General features: G+C 51.9%; 14 protein-coding genes and 1 other annotated feature. Of the genes, 6 read left to right on the top strand and 8 right to left on the bottom strand.

Features of this window, described 5'->3' with window-relative positions:
* Positions 1-3: 3 nt before the first annotated feature.
* The gene (gene tyrS / locus J2X61_RS00750; RefSeq protein ID WP_310185063.1) at positions 4-1,260 is read right to left on the bottom strand and encodes a tyrosine--tRNA ligase; all 1,257 of its coding nucleotides are present in this window, start codon (positions 1,258-1,260) and stop codon (positions 4-6) included.
* A gap of 52 nt (positions 1,261-1,312) precedes the next feature.
* Positions 1,313-1,587, bottom strand: a binding site (T-box leader).
* 54 nt (positions 1,588-1,641) lie between these two features.
* Positions 1,642-2,655, bottom strand: coding sequence for an HRDC domain-containing protein (locus J2X61_RS00755; RefSeq protein ID WP_274466592.1), 1,014 nt, complete (start codon positions 2,653-2,655; stop codon positions 1,642-1,644).
* A 195-nt stretch (positions 2,656-2,850) separates the two neighbouring features.
* Here J2X61_RS00755 and J2X61_RS00760 point away from each other — a divergent pair, with 195 nt between their 5' ends.
* Both J2X61_RS00760 and J2X61_RS00765 read left to right on the top strand, forming a co-directional pair.
* A complete protein-coding gene (locus J2X61_RS00760) occupies positions 2,851-3,144 on the top strand; it encodes a DUF3055 domain-containing protein (RefSeq protein ID WP_274466593.1) in 294 nt (97 codons plus the stop codon).
* A gap of 63 nt (positions 3,145-3,207) precedes the next feature.
* Positions 3,208-3,513 carry a hypothetical protein gene (locus J2X61_RS00765; protein ID WP_379239611.1) on the top strand — a complete coding sequence of 102 codons (306 nt, stop codon included), beginning with the start codon at positions 3,208-3,210 and terminating at the stop codon, positions 3,511-3,513.
* A 69-nt stretch (positions 3,514-3,582) separates the two neighbouring features.
* On the opposite strand, the gene J2X61_RS00770 is transcribed toward J2X61_RS00765, so the two are convergent.
* Positions 3,583-5,853 (bottom strand): helix-turn-helix domain-containing protein, encoded by a 2,271-nt coding sequence (locus J2X61_RS00770; RefSeq protein ID WP_310185653.1) that lies wholly within the window; start codon positions 5,851-5,853, stop codon positions 3,583-3,585.
* Positions 5,854-6,148: 295 nt separating this feature from the next.
* Between J2X61_RS00770 and J2X61_RS00775 the strand changes: the two genes are divergently transcribed.
* The 3 genes from J2X61_RS00775 to J2X61_RS00785 are packed head-to-tail and all read left to right on the top strand — an operon-like array spanning position 6,149 to position 9,267.
* Positions 6,149-7,474, top strand: coding sequence for an ABC transporter substrate-binding protein (locus J2X61_RS00775; protein WP_274466595.1), 1,326 nt, complete (start codon positions 6,149-6,151; stop codon positions 7,472-7,474).
* Positions 7,475-7,496: 22 nt separating this feature from the next.
* On the top strand, positions 7,497-8,456 hold the full coding sequence (locus tag J2X61_RS00780) for a carbohydrate ABC transporter permease (protein WP_310185064.1): 960 nt from the start codon (positions 7,497-7,499) through the stop codon (positions 8,454-8,456).
* Complete coding sequence (locus J2X61_RS00785; protein ID WP_274466597.1) at positions 8,416-9,267, top strand: carbohydrate ABC transporter permease; 852 nt, start codon at positions 8,416-8,418, stop codon at positions 9,265-9,267. The genes J2X61_RS00780 and J2X61_RS00785 overlap by 41 nt, the downstream gene beginning before the upstream one ends.
* A gap of 40 nt (positions 9,268-9,307) precedes the next feature.
* Here J2X61_RS00785 and J2X61_RS00790 read toward each other — a convergent pair whose 3' ends face one another.
* Positions 9,308-10,792 carry a tagaturonate epimerase family protein gene (locus J2X61_RS00790; RefSeq protein WP_274466599.1) on the bottom strand — a complete coding sequence of 495 codons (1,485 nt, stop codon included), beginning with the start codon at positions 10,790-10,792 and terminating at the stop codon, positions 9,308-9,310.
* 175 nt (positions 10,793-10,967) lie between these two features.
* On the opposite strand from J2X61_RS00790, the gene J2X61_RS00795 reads away from it, so the two are divergent.
* On the top strand, positions 10,968-11,810 hold the full coding sequence (locus J2X61_RS00795) for an AraC family transcriptional regulator (protein ID WP_310185067.1): 843 nt from the start codon (positions 10,968-10,970) through the stop codon (positions 11,808-11,810).
* A 271-nt stretch (positions 11,811-12,081) separates the two neighbouring features.
* Here the strand turns inward: J2X61_RS00795 and J2X61_RS00800 are convergent, their stop codons facing one another.
* The 4 genes from J2X61_RS00800 to J2X61_RS00815 form a co-directional block, all read right to left on the bottom strand.
* Positions 12,082-12,957, bottom strand: a complete 876-nt coding sequence (locus J2X61_RS00800; RefSeq protein ID WP_274466601.1) for a 5'-3' exonuclease — start codon at positions 12,955-12,957, stop codon at positions 12,082-12,084.
* 118 nt (positions 12,958-13,075) lie between these two features.
* Positions 13,076-13,618 (bottom strand): NADPH-dependent FMN reductase, encoded by a 543-nt coding sequence (gene ssuE / locus J2X61_RS00805; protein WP_310185071.1) that lies wholly within the window; start codon positions 13,616-13,618, stop codon positions 13,076-13,078.
* A 159-nt stretch (positions 13,619-13,777) separates the two neighbouring features.
* Entirely contained in the window at positions 13,778-16,993 is a 3,216-nt protein-coding gene (locus tag J2X61_RS00810; protein ID WP_310185074.1) for a glycosyltransferase family 39 protein, read from the bottom strand.
* 83 nt (positions 16,994-17,076) lie between these two features.
* On the bottom strand, positions 17,077-17,304 hold the full coding sequence (locus J2X61_RS00815; protein WP_274466604.1) for a DUF7667 family protein: 228 nt from the start codon (positions 17,302-17,304) through the stop codon (positions 17,077-17,079).
* Between the last annotated feature and the right edge of the window lie 210 nt (positions 17,305-17,514).

Here is a 17,514-nt window from a genome sequence, read left to right on the forward strand (position 1 = left end):
GTATCAATGCAGCTTGATTCTCACGAATTTACGTTTCCCCACCTGGATGATATCGCCTTCCTGCGGACGAAGCAGCGCATGAATATCCGTCAACTTCGTTTCGTTCAGTTTCACAGCCCCCTGCTCGATGCTGCGTCTGGCTTCCCCGTTGGATGCTTGCAGCCCTAGCGAAACCAGCAGCTTGATGAGCGAAATCTGACCTTCCTCCAGCAAGCCGGCGCTTAGCAGCGTCTCCTCCATATCTTCCGGCAGAGCACGCTTCTGGAAGACGGTGACAAAATGCCGCTCCGCCTCTTCCGCAGCTTCCGCCCCGTGATACATACGGACATATTCTTTGGCGAGCCTCATCTTCGCGTCCCGCGGATGGACGGAGCCGGTCTCCAGTCCTTGGCGAAGCTCTCGGAGCTCCTCATTCGGGATCGCTGTCGTCAGCTCATAGTACTTGACCATCAGCGAATCCGGAATCGACATCGTTTTCCCAAAAATCTCGTTCGGGCTCTCGTCAATGCCGATATAATTTTTAAGGCTCTTGCTCATCTTCTGCGTGCCGTCCAGCCCTTCGAGCAGCGGCATCAGAATGGCCACCTGACCTTCTTTCATGTCGTATGCGCTTTGCAAAGTGCGGCCCATTAAGATGTTGAACGTCTGGTCCGTACCGCCCAGCTCGATATCACTTTCCAGAGATACGGAGTCATAGCCTTGCATCAGCGGGTAAAAAAATTCATGCACATGAATAGGCTGGTTGGTCGCATATCTTTTGGCAAAATCGTCCCGTTCCAGCATACGCGCTACGGTTACCTTGCCGGCCAGCTTCAGCACATCGTCGAACTTCAATTCGCCGAGCCAAGCGGAATTGTAGTAAAAGGTAGTCTTGCTGAAGTCCAAAATTTTGGACAGCTGGCTTTGGTACGTTTGCGCGTTGCGCTGTACGTCCTCCTCGGACAGCTGCTTGCGGGTTTCCGATTTCCCCGTCGGGTCGCCGATCTTCCCGGTGAAATCGCCGATGATCAGCTGGACTTCATGGCCCAGCTCCTGGAACTGGCGCAGCTTCTGCAGCACGACCGTATGCCCGATATGAATGTCCGGCGCAGACGGATCCAAGCCCAGCTTCACTTTCAACGGCTTGCCTGTCGCAACCGATTGGGCGATCTTCAGCTTGAGCGCCTCATCCGGGATCACTTCCGCCGCTCCCCGCCGAATGAGCTGCAGTTGACGCTCTACTTCCTGTTTCTGTGCGTCCGTTAATTCCATCATTGTCATGTCGCTTCTCCTCCTGTCATCTGAACAACAAAAAAGACAACCTCATCGTCCACAAAGGGACGAGAAGGTTGTCTCGCGGTACCACCCTAATTAAAGAGAATGACAGCTCTCCGGCACTCCGGCGCAGGCTTCTCTTTCACTTAGCATCATAACGGCATGGAATGCCGGGTATAAGCTACTGATGCTCTTAGCCGAGCATGTTCCCTCAACCAACTCGGAACGGTAATTCGGAGCCATGCTTGCATCGGTTCGCACCCTTCACCGACTCTCTGCAGCAGCGGCATTACTCCTACTGTGGGCATCGCCCCAGTTCGTCATCGCTTTAATTCATATTTAGATTATCCAACATTTAATCACATGAAGACGGTCTCTGTCAACTGCTTAACTGGCCGTCTGCGACGCCATGCTTTCCTTTTCCCTGCGGAAGCGCAGACGAAGCAAACGCAGCCATTCGTACGTGCGGTCCAGCTCCTTGCCTTTCAGCTCTTCCGTCCCGCACATGCGCTGCAGTACCGGCTTCAAGTAGCGGTCGCCTACGGATTCGAAGGCGTTCCAGGCCTTGATCTGCTCCTCCTCCGGTACTTGCGCAAGCTCGGCCTCCACGAGCGGGTCCATGTCGTAGCCTTCCCGCTCCAGCTCTTCGACCCACTGGAGCAATTCTCTGCGCGGCATCGTCAGCCCGGCTTGCAGATCCGCCAAGCTTCCGCCGCCGGAAGTAATCTCCAGCAGCTTGCGCTTGCCGGCCTCGCGGTCGAGCTCGATGCGCAGCTTCTGCTCCTTCTGGGTCAGCAGCCACGACTCGAACTTGGCCGGGTCAATGCTTCTGGCCACCCAATCTAGCGGGAAGCTGCCCATACGCGTACAATCGGCGGTCAGTTTCAGCATATCTTCCCCGTACATGTTCGTCTTCTGCTCACCGAAGCCCGGAATTTGCTTTAGCTCGTCTTTGCTCTTGGGCAGGAAGACGGACAGCATGCGCAGCACCCTGTTCGTGGCCAGCAAATAGGGCGCTTTCCCCTCCCGCGACGCCTGTTCCCGCCGCCATGTGCGAAGTTTCTCGTACATCTCCTCGTTCGGATGGTCATCGCAATAATACGTCAGCATTTGCGTCATTCTTGCTTTGCCGGATAGCGTCTGCGCGGCTTCCATATCCGAGCTGACCAAAGGGCGGAAGCCGCTGCGGATCTTCTCCCGCAGGCCATGGCGGAACGTGCTCAGCATTTCGTCCCAGCTCATGCCCTGATACCATTGCATCTGCTCCAGCTTGCCGGCATGGTTCGGCTCACTCCAGAATACGTGCCATATCCCCTGTTCTTCACCAATCGATACTTGTGCCGACAGTCTCTCATGTTCCCCCGTTTCTTTCTCCAATGTGCTTAGAAATACAATGTTCATGCTTGCCTCCTCCTGACGATCTCATAATGGTTGAGAAAAACGAAAAAGCACCTTCTCAGCCCAGGCTGAAAAGGTGCTTCCCTTTTTCTTATATCCAAATGATACCATGTTTGACAGATGGGCGCAACCTCTGTTTTGTTGACAGCCCTTTATCGGTTATAATGATAAGCATACTAGAATGAAATGAGGGCCCTTATGTCTGATTTTGACTTTTTATACGACCACCAGGAAGAGACAACTACCCGCTTCGTCTGTTTCGTCGGCAAAGCGCTGCACCGCTTCGATCTCGCGATTATGACCACAACCCGCTATTATGGCAAGAAGCTCATTATCGATTTGCAGAGCGGACGCAGCGCCGTGATCGGCCCGGATGACCTGGCAGAGGAAGGCTACCTGGAATATGCCTTTAAACTGAATGAAGAACAGGCACAGGAACTGAACGAATTCTTGACGCAAATCATCGGATCCATTCACTTCACGGATATTTAATGCTGCCTCGGGGGACACTGGAGAAAGCACGCTTTCCCATCCCAGACGAGGAGGCTTTATCCGATGACCAGTGAATCCGAGAACGATAAGTATAGCGAGACGCCCGGCTTCATGTCCGAGCAGCGGGATGAATACACCGACTTGGAGACGGTGGAATCCCAACGCAACGATCTGATACCCGAGGAATTTCCCGAAGGGCCGTATGGCACAAGCCTGAACGCAGAATCACTCGGGAAAAGCTCGCCATGGCGGAAGGATCAGCGTCCGCCTAACCGGTTCTCCTACGAGAACCACGAGCTGCACGCAGGCATCAAGCGCGACTACCCGGGTGAAGATGACAAGCGGAACGAGCCATTGAATCAGAAATAAACGGCGGCTGTCCTTAAGCAGGTAATTCTGCTTGGGGGCGGCCGCTTTCTTTCGTTCCGGCAGGTGGGATTACCGGATCGATTTCCTGAAATCGCCGGGCGTAAGCCCCTCATACCTTTTAAAAAAGCGAATAAAGCTGTTGACATTGTTATACCCCACGTTAGCGGCAATCTCGTTGATCGTTTGATCCGTATCCTGCAGCAGCGTCTTGCTGACTTCCAACCGCCGCAGCGTTAAGTACTCCAGCATCGTTTTCCCGATTTCCTGCTTAAACATGCGGCTCAAATAGGCATGATTCAGCTTCACCTGCTCAGCGATCATTTCTACGGATAGATCCAAATGATAATGCTCATCCATATAGGCAATAACCGTCTCAATATACGTGTTCTTCTTCGGCTGCAGCTGCTGCAAGCCTTCGCCGACCCTCTTCACGATGCCGCATATCCACTCGTGAATGGCATGAAGGGTCTCTTTGGACGCAAGTTCGCGGAACAGGTTGTGGTTCGTGCCGAAGATGTGCTCCGTATTCACATTCAAGTCGTTCAAATTCCGCAGCATATCTTCCACGATGAGACTGTAGGTGCGAAAAATAACTTCTTCATTCAGCTTCGTACGCGCTTTAATCTGCGAATACAGCTCCATGAACCGTTCTAACGCTTCCTCCGTTTGCCCGGCCTTCACAAAATTAATGATATGCTGCGAGAAATGCGGCGGTAAATAAAATTCATAGTCGGCTTCCCGGGCATGATCTTCATAGAACAGCACGGTGTTCATTCCTGCCACCATCTTGGCGCGAATGACCTCGCTCGCCTCTTTGTAGGCATAGTGCGTCTCCAGGATATGCGAGAACGGGGTGCCAACGCCGATCGTGACGGATATTTTCAACAGTTGAGCGATCACTTGCTGAATGGCTTCACCGAAACGGGCAAGCTCCTCCTTCAGCTGGCGATGCGTAAGGTCCGCGGTATCCAAGTTAATCAGCAGGACGATTCGATTCTCATCGGTTTCAGCCGACAAGCACTCGTATTTGGCCGAAGCCAGCTCCTCGACGATATTGAGCATGGCATATTTGTACAAGTTCTGATCGGTCACGGAATAACTGCCCGCAAGCGAGCTGTATTCATCGATTTCAATAAGGAAAACAACCAGCCCGTTCTCGGCGAAACGGATATGCAAGAATTCCAGCTTGCCGTTAATCTCTTGGATATTGCTAAATTTATTGCCCAAGAGCGCCAGCAGGAATCGTTCACGGAGAGCCGGCAGATTCATGCGAAATTGACGCTCCCAAGCCTCATTTTTACTGAATACATGATCAAGGACAGATGAGATCGTTTCCAGCTCGTTCTTTTGCGGAGAGCCTGACGGCTGCCCCTCTCCATTGCGGTTATACGGCAAGGTTTTATCCATCAACGATTTGATCGGACTGTACATTTTCCTTGACATAAAATAAGACAGAATGACGCCAAGCGCCACCAGAAGCGTGCAAGTCATCCAGGCCACACTGCGAACGTAGGCAAGCTTGGAAAGTAAATACTGCAAAGGAGTTTCGGACACGATGCTCCACTTGTTATGAAGCGTCTTGACATAAGTGATCAGATTCCGGTCTCCATCTTGCTTCGCAATGGTGTAACCGATAGCATCCTGTGCGCTCCCGATCGTTTGTACGATGCGCCCCACATGCTCGGCATCCAGCGGATTCAGAGACGATGATGTGATGACATTGCCGCTGCGGTCCAAAATATAGGTCGTCGTGTGCGGGTTCCCTTCCATCTTCCGCAAGGACGCTTTCAGCGCGGATTCATGCATATGAACGGCCAGCAGCCCTTTGAAATCTTTACGCTGAACAGGAACCTTGAGCACATACGTCACGATTTGATCCAACTCATTCCCTTGGCGGGAGCTGAGCCAGAATCCGGATTCGGCCGCGGACATGCCTTCTTGAATCCAAATATCTCTTGGGGACTGGGCATACGTCCTCGTATAACCGTCGGAGGCGATGATGAGATTCGCTCCTGTCGCATAGAAATCGATGGATTGAATAGCCTCGTTGGCCGTTGCCGCCGTTTTCAAAATATCTCGGGTTTCATTCAGAAGAAACGTGTTGGCCGGATCGTTGACATAGCTGGCAATCCGTCCGTCGAGTCCGATGCGAATGGCGATTGACTGCATCTCCTCGATCATTTTCTCAACCGATGCGTTTTTTTGCTTGGCGGATTGGATCGTCGCCTGACTTAATTCGTTTTCCAACGTAGAAATGGTAAAACTATAGGAAGCATAGCTCAGAATCATGATCGGAAGCAGGATGACCACCAGATAGGAGATAAAATAAGTCCAGAACACTCTGGGCAAATTTCGGAGATATTGTCTGATCGACACAACCGGCGGCATCGTTTCACCTGCTTTCTTCAAAGTAATCCTATTATGCCATAAAAATGCCGTAACGGATGCAATTGTGGCGAGGAAGTCACGAATCGATGAACGATGTCATAACTTGATGATTCCATAAGTCACGATTTCTCTACAACCTTCATGGATTGGAGATAGGCGTGCAGACCTCCCGTCCCCATAATAAAAAGTGTGAGACGCAACTCAAATTTACCGTATTCCATAAGCATCCAGGGGAGGATATTTAAAAATGAACATGAGCAAAGCCGCATCCATAACGCTATCCACAATTTTGCTGGCCGGCACGCTGACGGCGTGCGCAACCGACAGCAGCAATGATGCTGCAGGGGATTCAACCGGTAACGCTGCACAATCCGCAAAACCGAATGAACCGATCAAGCTGACCTTCGCCTCTTGGAGTATCAGTGAAGCCGCAACGAAAGGCGCACTGGAGGAAATGGTCAAAAAGTATGAAGAGAAGACGCCGAATGTCAAAATCGAGTTTATCGGCATTCCTTTCGCTGATATTAAACAGCAAACCTTCGTGATGGCTTCGACGGGGAATGCGCCTGACATCATTCAAACGTTCCCCGCTTGGTTCGGGTCCTATGCAGCCTCAGACATTGTAACGCCGCTCGACGACTTGATGGGCAAAGAATATGTAGACGATTTGATGCCAAGCTTCAAGGAAGATTTCTCGTACAACGGCAAATTAATGGGAGTTCCTTGGGCGCCGACGCCTTACATTTTGTACTGGAACAAAGACCTGTTCAAGAAAGCCGGGCTCGAAGCCAAGGCACCGGCAACGATCGACGAGATGCTGAAAGCAGCGAAGGCGCTTTCGGAGTTGAAGACCGACAGCGGAGAGAAAATCTACGGGTTCGGGGAGCCTTCCGACAAGCTCGCCATCAACGGCGAGATCGCGCTGCGCAATCTGTACAGCTTCGGAGGAGCGCTTCTGGACAAAGACGGGAAGGTCAATGCCAATACCCCTGAAATGGTCAACACATTAAACTATTATAAAAAATTAGTGAAAGACGGCATCAGCCCCTCCGGCGCCAAGCTGAAAGACCTGAGGAATCTGTTCTCCATCGGCCGTTTAGGCATGTACGTAGACGGCAACTACGGAAAAGCCGTATTCCGCAACTTGAGCGGCAAAGGCGCTGAATATGACAAAGTATGGGGAGCGGCCCTTGTACCTGCCGGTGTCTCCGGAAAAAGTGTCTCGATCGGCGAGGCGCATGGACTCGTGATTTCTGCGGATTCCAAGCATAAGCAGGCTGCAGCGGATTTCATTAAATATTTGACCGATAAAGAAGCGATTTCCATTTACCACAAGCAAAGCGATGTCATCTCTGCGCGCAAATCACTCAGTTCCATGTTCACGGAAACGGAATTCGACAAAGTGCTGATGGAACAAATGAACCTTATTCAACCGCTGCCCAAAAATCATCCGGGGATGGAACAGGCGTATATCGATATCGCCGATGCCCTGCTCAAAGTGTCGACGGATTACGCACCGACGGATAAGGTGGCGCAGGAGCTCGACGCCAAATTGAAAGTAACGCTGAAATAAAGCTGCTGGGAGTGGACATCATATGCGAGTTAAAGGAATATCGGAGCTGGCGAAGGACCGCCTGTTTCTTCTGGTTCTCATCGTACCCGCTTTGGCGATGCTGCTGTTCACGATCGGGATTCCCATCGTGAAATCGATTTACATGAGCTTCTTTAAGGTCACACTGCTCAGTATGAAGAACCAGCCGTGGAACGATTTCGCCAACTATGCGGAGATTTTCAAAGACGGGGAGTTCTTCGGGGCTCTGCGTGTAACCTTGACGTATGTCGTCTGCATTGTCAGCGTGCAATTTGTACTGGGGATGTGTTTGGCCCTGCTGCTCAATGCCAACATTCGCTTCAAGAAGCTGTTCCGTACGCTTATTCTCATCCCATGGATTGTGCCGACGATCGTATCGGCACTCTTATGGATGTGGCTGTTTCAGCCGCAGTACGGACTCATCAACTACGTGCTGCAGCAGTTGCATCTCATCAGCAAGCCGCAGGATTGGCTGACCAATCTGGATCTGGCCTTGCCGGCCGTGATCGTAACGGCGCTGTGGCGGCAGCTTCCCTTCATGAGCACGATGCTCTTGGCGGGAATGCAGGGGATCTCCGAGGATATGTATGAAGCCGCACGAATCGACGGCGCCAACCGGAGACAGATTTTATTGTATATTACGCTGCCTATGCTCAAAAACAATATCAAAACCATCACTTTAATCTCGATCATCGAGAACTTCAAAATGTTCCCGCTGTTCTGGATTATGACAGGCGGCGGCCCGCTGAACACGACGACTACGCTTGCGATATACAGCTATAAAGCCGCCTTCGTCCAGCTGAATTTAGGCAAAGGCGCTGCAATCGGCGCCGTGTGGCTTATCATCATGCTGTTGATCTCCATGCTCTACAACAAGCTGTTCTCATTGGGCGAGGAACCCGCTGCGGGAAGGAGGAACAGCTATGCCAAGTCCAAGCCGGTCAAGCAAAAACACGCTGCATAATACGGGACAATATGTAGGCTTATTCGTATTCGTCTTATTTCTCATCTTTCCGCTGTACTGGATGTTCGTGACTTCATTCAAGGACAACTCCGTGCTATTCCAAATTCCGCCGGAGTGGGTGCCGTCGAAGCCCGTTATGTCGCACTATGTGAAGCTGCTGTCCGATAACGTGTTTCTGATCTATTACCGTAACAGCCTGTTGGTCAGCGGAAGCACAACGCTGGTGACTCTGCTCTTCGCAATGTTCGCCGGCTACGGGTTCTCCCGCTTTCATTTTAAATTCAAAAATGCCATCATGTTCTCGCTCTTATCGACGCAGATGCTGCCTGTCGTCTCTCTGCTCATTGCGCTTTATGCGATGTACAAGTCGTACGGGCTGTTAAATACGCATTTGGGACTCATTATCGCCCTGACGACAGCATCCCTGCCCTTCTCGATCTGGATGATCAAGGTTTTCTTCGACAACATCCCGCACTCGCTGGAGGAAGCGGCAAAAATCGATGGATGCAGCCGGTTCGGCATCTTATTCCGTATCATTTTCCCGTTGTCGAAGCCCGGCATTTTCTCCGTCGGCATTTATACGTTCATTTTGTCATGGGATGATTTGCTGTACTCCTTGACGCTCATCAATAAGGATCACCTTCGCACACTGAACCCCGGCATATCCATCCGGTATATGGGTGAAGTCGCTTATGATTGGGCTAACATTATGACGGTTTGCGTCACGGCGACGATCCCGATTGTTATCTTATTCTTGTTTTTCCAGAAATATATGGTCGCCGGACTAACGGCCGGTGCTGTGAAAGAATAGCAAAAAGCCTGCCTCCCTAATCGGAGACAGGCTCTTAGCCTTATTTACCCAGCAGCTCCAGATGTCTGCCGATATGTTTGCGAAGACCTTCGGCGAACACCTCTTCCTGCTCGGCCATCGTTTGGAAGAACTCATCCGCGAACGTTTTGCTGCCATCGGCATTCTTCGCTTGCAGCAGCAAACCGTACGTGATGTGCAGCAACTGACGGGCGTTGTTTTCTTCCATGTAATTCGGCAGATCGCTATCCGACACTTCGGCGAGCGGAACGATTGCATCGATGTCTGTCGTTACATGGTAGTAAGCCGTCGCCTCGGAGAAATGCTCCAACGCGTATTGATGCATGCGGCGGTATAGCGACGGGTTTACTTTCGCTACGACGCGTACGGCTTCAAGCCAGTTCGTGCCGGCTGTTTTGATATGGAACAGACCTTTCGTGTATTGCCCGATGAGCGGGAATACGCTGAATTTGTCACTGCCGGAGTGAATGCTCAGCTTATATTCGAAATGCACGGCAATCGCGGCATGGCTCGCAAGCTCACGCTCGAATTGCGCGATATCGCCGATATAGTCGATTCCCTTCTGGAACTCTCCGCAGAAACGCGGCGCCATGCTGAAGATCTTCACGCCGCGGTCGCGAAGCTCGTTCGCTACCAGGTAATGCGCTTCCGGCGATGTCGGCGTAGCCGTCTCGTCGATGGAAATTTCAAAATCAACCGCGCGGTCCAGCGTCGCAATATATTTGCGGTAAATAGCTTCCATGAAGTTGATTGCCGCATCATAGATCAGAACGTCCTTCTGGAGCGCCTCGCGTGTGTAGTTCAGTGCCGCACCCGGAACGTTAGCCGGTGTCTCCAGGTAGCGCTTCTCATAGTGCTCGCGCAAGCTCGCAGGAAGCTGCTCGTATTTGGCGGATACTTCAGCCGCGGATAAGCCTTCGATCGTATTGTCGATATTCTCGGAGCAATCGAGCGTCAGCATCGTGAAGCCGAGGCGAAGCGCGTATTCAATGTCTTCTTCTTTCTTCAAGTGGTCGCCGTCTGCGCCATATCCATCTTTGTAGCCTTCTTGGAACACGGCGTAAGCCGCTGCATCCAAGACGTCTTCGTAGGTTCTGCCTGTCAGCGCAAGCTCTCGGATACTTTGTTGAGCCAGCACAGGACGAATGTCTTTGCCGCGGATCGTTTGGATGTGACCAGGGCTTGCAATGCCGAGACGGTCGCCGAGACCCATCGTCGCGACTTGCGTTCCGAATGCTTGCGGAGCTGTATATGGAAGGAATTGGTTCAAAACAAGACGGTTAGCATGCGTCAATGGAGCTACTTTCGCGCCGTCTGTAACTTCTCCGTTCAATTGATCGAACAATTCGCCTTCACCGACAGCGACAATACGTTTGCCTGCCTCCGTGCGAACCATCAGAAGCGAAGTGCTGCCAACTTGCGTAAGGGATGCCTCGTATACTTTCACGCCCGGTGCCGAATATGTGGATAGATTGCCTGCTTGGATTGCGGCTATAAGTTCTTTCATTGTCTGTTCCTCCTTGTTTTTGCAAACGGTTGCTAAAATGGTATAGCTTTATCATATCGCAAGTTAGGAGCTTTTTCTCTTCATCTATTCCTATTTTCTGCAGAAACTATTCATATTTTTCACTCCAATCATGGTATACTTCTGTTAGTCCATTCGGTATGAAGGAGTCATTCTTATGCCCAGCACCGTCACTTTCGGCAATGAAGACGAAGGTCCGTTTTATATCCAGCATATCCACCGGTCCGGTTCTTTCGAACGAACGCAGCATATGCATGATATGTATGAGCTCTATTATTTATATGAGGGTGAGCGCATGTATTTCATTCGCGACCGCTCCTATCTAATTCTTCCGGGAGACTTGGTGCTCATCAACCGCCGGGAGCTTCATGCCACGTCGGATTCGGAACGGTTAGGCCATGCGCGTGTCGTCATGAATTTCAGCGAGAGTTATTTGGAGAGCGCCAAAGAGGACGCTCCTTTCCTGCTTGATGCCTTCACCGGGGCAACGCCCGTGCTGCGGCTGGATTTGCCGACCCGGCGGTTCGTCGAGGACATTCTCGGCCAAATGATTCATGAAGCGAAGGAGACGCAGCTTGGACAATCCTTCGCCCTGCGGCATTATCTGATCGAGCTGCTGCTGTTCACTGCGCGCTTCGTGCACATGCATCCCGTCACGTCGCCCGAGCACGTCTCCCCGCTCCACCGGAAAATCTCGACAATCGTGCGCCATATCAATATACACTTCGCCGAACCTGTCCGGCTCGAGGAGCTGGCGGAACGCTTCGAGATCTCTCCCGCTTATCTGAGCCGGATGTTCAAGGAAATTACGGGCTTCTCGCTCGTCGAGTACGTCAACCTCGTTCGCGTGCAGGAAGCGCAGCGTCTGCTGACCCAGACCAGGATGAAGGTCATCCTCATCGCCGAGCAGGTCGGTTTCGGCTCCCTGGTGCAGTTCGGCCGTGTGTTTCGTCACATCACGAAGACGACGCCGCTGCGCTACAGGCAATCGGCTAATTGACGTGCGATCTCGAGGGCGTTGTTGGGCTTAGCACTAGCCGGCTGGATGCGTAAACCTGTTGCCGGCTTGGCGTGCACGCTCGATTGTAGATGGAACATCATATACATTTCTCGCTTCGACGCCGGAGTCGGCGGTTGTTTCTCGCTTCGACGCCGAGTTGGCCTCGGGCGTAAAACGCGCACTAGCGGCATCAACAACACTGCTCCCCGGCGCCCCATCCACCGGAACACAAAAGGGACAGTACCTCCCTAGAGGCACTGTCCCTTCTTTTTTAACCGATCAATCGCAACAAGCCTTTGTAGGCAATTTCCTCGAACTTCGCGATTACCTTCTCCCGGTCCATCGCCCAGCCGCAATCCTCCAGCGCGCACGCCACCGGCGCATCCAGACGGATGGTGGCCAGATCACGCGATAGGTGCAGCATATCCAGCTCGGCTTCGATTTTGGCGCGAACGCCTTTGGGCAGCGAGGCCAAGTTCTCCAGAATGCCGCCGATATCCTGGTACTCGTTCAGCAGCTTAATCGCCGTTTTCTCACCGATACCTTTGACACCCGGATAATTATCCGCCGTATCGCCGGTTAAGCCTTTCAAGTCAATGATTTGCGCAGGCGTCAAGCTTTTCTCGGCCATCAGCGTTTCCAGCGTATAGACCATGTAATTGGAATGCCCTTTTTTCATAATGATGACTTCCGTGTTCTCATCGACAAGCTGGAGCATATCATGATCTCCCGTCAAAATTTGAACCTTCGTCAGAGGGCTGTATGTACGGGCTAACGTTCCGATGCAATCATCCGCTTCGTATCCGGCAACTCCGACATTCGGGATGTTGAAGCTGGCGGTTACCTCCTTAACCAGATCGAACTGCGGGATCAATTCATCCGGCGCAGGACCGCGGTTCGCTTTGTACGCATCGAACTTCTCGGTACGAAAGGTTTTGCTCCCCATATCCCAGCAGCACACCACATGAGACGGTTTGAACGTTTGTATCGCATCTAGGAAATATTTGAGGAAACCGTAAACGCCGTTAATCGGGACGCCATGATCTGTTTTCATAATATAACCGCTGGATGAAGTCGCATAATAGCCGCGAAATAATAAGGCCATGCCATCGACGAGCAGCACGGAGCCAGGTGAAGTTTCTGACAATCTAATCGCTCCTATCGCATCATAATATAGGTTAATTATAGCACGGCAGCCCGCTTCCCGGCACGCAAAAACCGCCATCAGTAAAAGTTACCAATGGCGGTTCATCCTTTTATCTACCTCAACGGCTCGTATGCCACTTAACCTCCTGCACGAATTGAGTCACCGACTCATTCAAGCGCGCAGAGATCTCATCATCCAGAATGGCTTGTCCCTGCTCGCCCCACGTGACCTGTTTATCCAGCACATAGACGCCCTGTAAAATATTTTGGGCACCTAACGCAGAGAGCACCGGCTTCAGCGCATAATCGATGGCCAGCAAGTGGGAAATCGTTCCGCCGACGGCAAGCGGCAGCACGATCTTATGCTCCAGCCCTTTCTGCGGAAGCAGGTCCAGGAACGCCTTCAGCACGCCGGTATAAGAAGCTTTGTAGATCGGCGTAGCTACCAGCACAGCATCTGCTGCGGCTACGATCGCATTCGCATGCACGATCGCTTCGCTGTCAAACTTCGCATACAGCAAATCCTCTGCCGGAAGATCGCGCACTTTGATCCAATCCACGGTAAGACCGGCTTGCGTCAGCTGACTTTTTGCCACTTCAATCACCCCATGCAGCCGGGACGTAGGGGTTGGACTTCCGGAAATAATTACGATTTTGGCCATGAACTTCACTCTCCATTCGATTAGATGACAAAAGAGACTCCGCTACCTTTGTTCCATACAAAGTGGGAGTCTCCTGCTGTTCGGTCGACATTTTAATTCATAGTATTTAACTTGGAATTATCATACCACCACAGAATGAAAGCGTCAATTCCTTTTTAGTTAGAAGAAGTTCCAACCCGGCAGCCATCTTAAGAAAAAGGAATAGGTCGACGGAATGATCATCCCCGAAAGGATCGGGTAGAACAGCGCGAACATGACGAACACGGCAGCCAAATACCCGTATACCCATCTGCGCTTATGCAGATGCCCCTCTTCCATGTATTCTTTGATGTAATAAGTCAGCATGAGCACAAGGAACGGAACCATCGCGAAGTAGTGGTAGATGAATGTCAGCCTAGGTACGAGCATCCATGGCAAGTACTGCGAGCAGTACGCGATTAACAGCACGCGCAGCAGCTTGTCTCTCCGTTTGACCGCCACATAGAACGAGAGCAGCACGGCGGCGAAGCCGGGCCACCATACAAGCGGGTTACCGAACGAGACGATGCTGGAGAGCATGCCCTGCGGCATGAATTTCGCCTGGTAATACCAGATCGGACGCAGCATCAGCGGCCACTCCCACCATGGCGACGAGAATGGGTGCGTAGCGACGAGATCTTTGTGATATTTGTACATGTGAATCTGATAGGTCACGACATCTTTCAATTTATGCCCTGGTCCCGGCACCATCATGAACGGAATATAAGACAGCGTATAGATGCCTAACGGAATGATAACGAAAGTCAAGACACACCACAGCAGCGTGAAGAGCGTGTTTCGCGCGAACAGCTTCTGCACCATCTGCAGCCGGCTGCGCTCCTCTTCGGTCAGCGGCGGTTTCCCCGTCTCTTCCGTAGCCGAAAGCTCGTCGCCTTCAGGATCATGCGGCTGCTCCGCCTCCCGCAGCAACCGCCGGGCGAACCGGTATTCACCGTACCGCTCGATCAGCGACAAGAGCAGCAGCAGCGCAAGACCGGCGCCGCCGTAGATGACGATCCACTTGGAAGCGGCTCCGATGCCGAAGAACAAGCCGGAGAGTCCCAGCGGAATCAGCGTGGTCCACAGCTTATCGCGGTAAAAGCTGAGCGTCGTGTACCGGTACATGAAATAGAACATGAGCATGATGAAGAACACGCCATACACATCGATGGTCGCAATACGCGTCTGCGCAAAATGCATGAAATCGAACGTAAGCAGGAAGGCGGCAATGAAGGCATACTCGGACCGTCCGAACATGCGCTTCGCGAATAGGTAGATAACCGGAATCATCGCGACGCCGAACAACGTTCCGACAATGCGCCAGCCGAACGGATTCAAGCCGAAGATGTAGATGCCGACGGCCATCAGCACTTTGCCCAGCGGCGGATGCGTGCTCTCGTACGGTTCAATCTGGTGAATATGCTCATAGGCTGTTCTTGCATGATAAATCTCATCGAAATAAGTGCCGTTCATGTATGTAGGCGTATAAGGGACTACACCGGTCTCATCGAACAAATTCACCGGTTTTCCTTCATCCGCCGGGTTGATGTCCTGTTCCTGCACTTGTTGTACCGGCAGCAGCTCAGGGCTTCCGTCCCCAAATATGCCGATCTCGTGCAGGTGCAGCTGCGCGCTCTCTTGCCCGTCGATGACCAGCTTCACATAGCGCGCATCCTTCCTCGGTTCCACCGTGTTCCAGGTGAATACTTTGGTATGATCGGATTTGACTGTGATCTGATCGTGCCACTCTTGGCCGTCCTGGGAAAACCAGAAAGAGTACGAGCCCTCTCCCACACCGCCAAAGGTGTTAATACGGGTAATGTTATGCGAGCTGCCCAAATCGGCGATGACCGATTCGCCTGCGCTTGTCGGCTTCCAGAACGTCTCGGGAGCCTTATGACCGCCTAGATGAAACAAGGCGATAACAGAATAGACGACGACCAGTGCGCCGAGGTACAGCCAATCTTTTTTCGTAAAAAAGCGCCCCTTCGGGCTTCTCTCGACCCCGTCCCGGCTAGGTTGGAAGATGGCGTTCCAGCGCCCCTCCCTCATGTCCGGCGGTTGAGTCTTCCGAACAGGAACGTGATCCTCCTCGATCTTCGGTTCTTGATGTGATTGCACGAAAAGCCTCCATCCCAATATACAAGCATAGACCAATAATATAACATTAACTCCCGAAACGACCAGCATCAGCGGGTCATAACGCGGAATATGGTAATCCTGATTAAAGCTGCGCAGCAGCACATCGGCGATATTGATGAAATGCGTCAAGCTGAAACCGATGAATAAGCCCAAGATACGGCGGTCCCTCGTATAAACGAAGCTGAGCAGTGCCAGCAGCAAGCCGTAATGCAGGTAGCGCTCGTGCATTTTGGTCATACACATGAACACCGCTGTAATAAATAGAAACGCCACATACAATAGAGCTCCTCTTTGACCCTTGCTGCGTATGTATACATAGCATGAATACAAGATGGAGAGAACCATAAGCACGATGCCCAATCTCGCATAGGAAAGATGCAGGAAGCTTGTATTCATATCGATAAAATTACCGCCGAGCAGCGCCATCAGATTAAAGGCATTCAAAGAGGCATAAGGGTATGACGCCAATGTCCCCGAGTACAGCCCGATCAGCCAGCCGTAGCCTCTTCCGATGGCAAATGGCAGCGAGATGACGGCAACCGTCGTCAACCCGCTCAGAACGCTGAGCAGCAGAACCATCAGGTTCCGCTTGCGGATGACGTCGATCAGCAGAAAAATGCCGAAGAGCAGCGCCTGCGGCTTCAACAGCAGCGCCAATGCGATGCAGACCGAGGCCTGCGGAAGCTTCCCCCGCTGTTGAAGCAGGAAGGTCGCTGCAATAAACAGCATGAAGAACGAATCGACTTGTCCCCAGATCGCAGAGTTGGACCAGATCGCCGGATTAAAAGCAAACCATGCCGCAATGCCCATCGCTTGCAGCCAGGTGCGCGCTCCCTCATTGCGGTTAACGGCCAGCCGGAACAACAGGATGACAGTCCCCATGTCCGCCAGAATGGCAGGCAATTTCAGCAGGAGAAGAGAGGCTCCGCTCTCCCACGGGATCGAAAGCTTATGATGAAGCAAGCCTATGAGATACAGGACATACATATACCCGGGCGGGTAATCCAGGAAATAGTCTTTGGCGTTCGTATACATGCCGGATAAGCCAACTGTATAAGCTCTGTCAGCCCACGCCAGGAAGGTGCGAACATCCGTGTCGTAGCCGATCCAGATGGGAGCCAGGTATAGTCTTAAGTATAGCGCTGTCAATAGCAATAAACCGAGAAGTAACAATTTGTAAGGGGCTTCCCCCGCTTGCTTGAACCAGCTTACCATGCGACATCTCCTTAGATATAGACTATTACCATTATACTCGTCCACACTATAGCAGAAAAGGAAAAAAGCACCGACCGGCTTGGTCAGTGCTTAGGTTCAAGCTTCTCGATGCGCTCGCAAATTTCATGCAGCCATTCGTAGTCGCTGGTCAGCGAGGCGCACAGCGATAAATTTTCCAGCTTTATTCGCATCCAGACATAGGTCGCGTTCGCTTCCATGCACAGCATCAGCTCATCCTGCTCTGCTTTGGTTAACTCCCGCTTCTTGCGCAAAGTCCATAACTCCGCCATACGTTGATGAACGGCCAACATGGTTCCATGACCCTCCTGCTACTGTAATTGCTGTCATTATGCAGTATGGACAAAGTTGACGTGGCTGAAACCACCTGCGCTTTTCGTCTTTAATTAAAAAAGGAACGGAGCAGGGCTTGTACCCTGTTGCGTTCCTTTTTTCTTACATGAATTAAGGGATGTGGATAACGGAGATTCTGTCGATCGGGATGAAGAATACAGTTCCACCTG

The organism is Bacillus sp. 3255 (assembly GCF_031456485.1).
GTDB lineage: Bacteria > Bacillota > Bacilli > Paenibacillales > NBRC-103111 > Paenibacillus_E.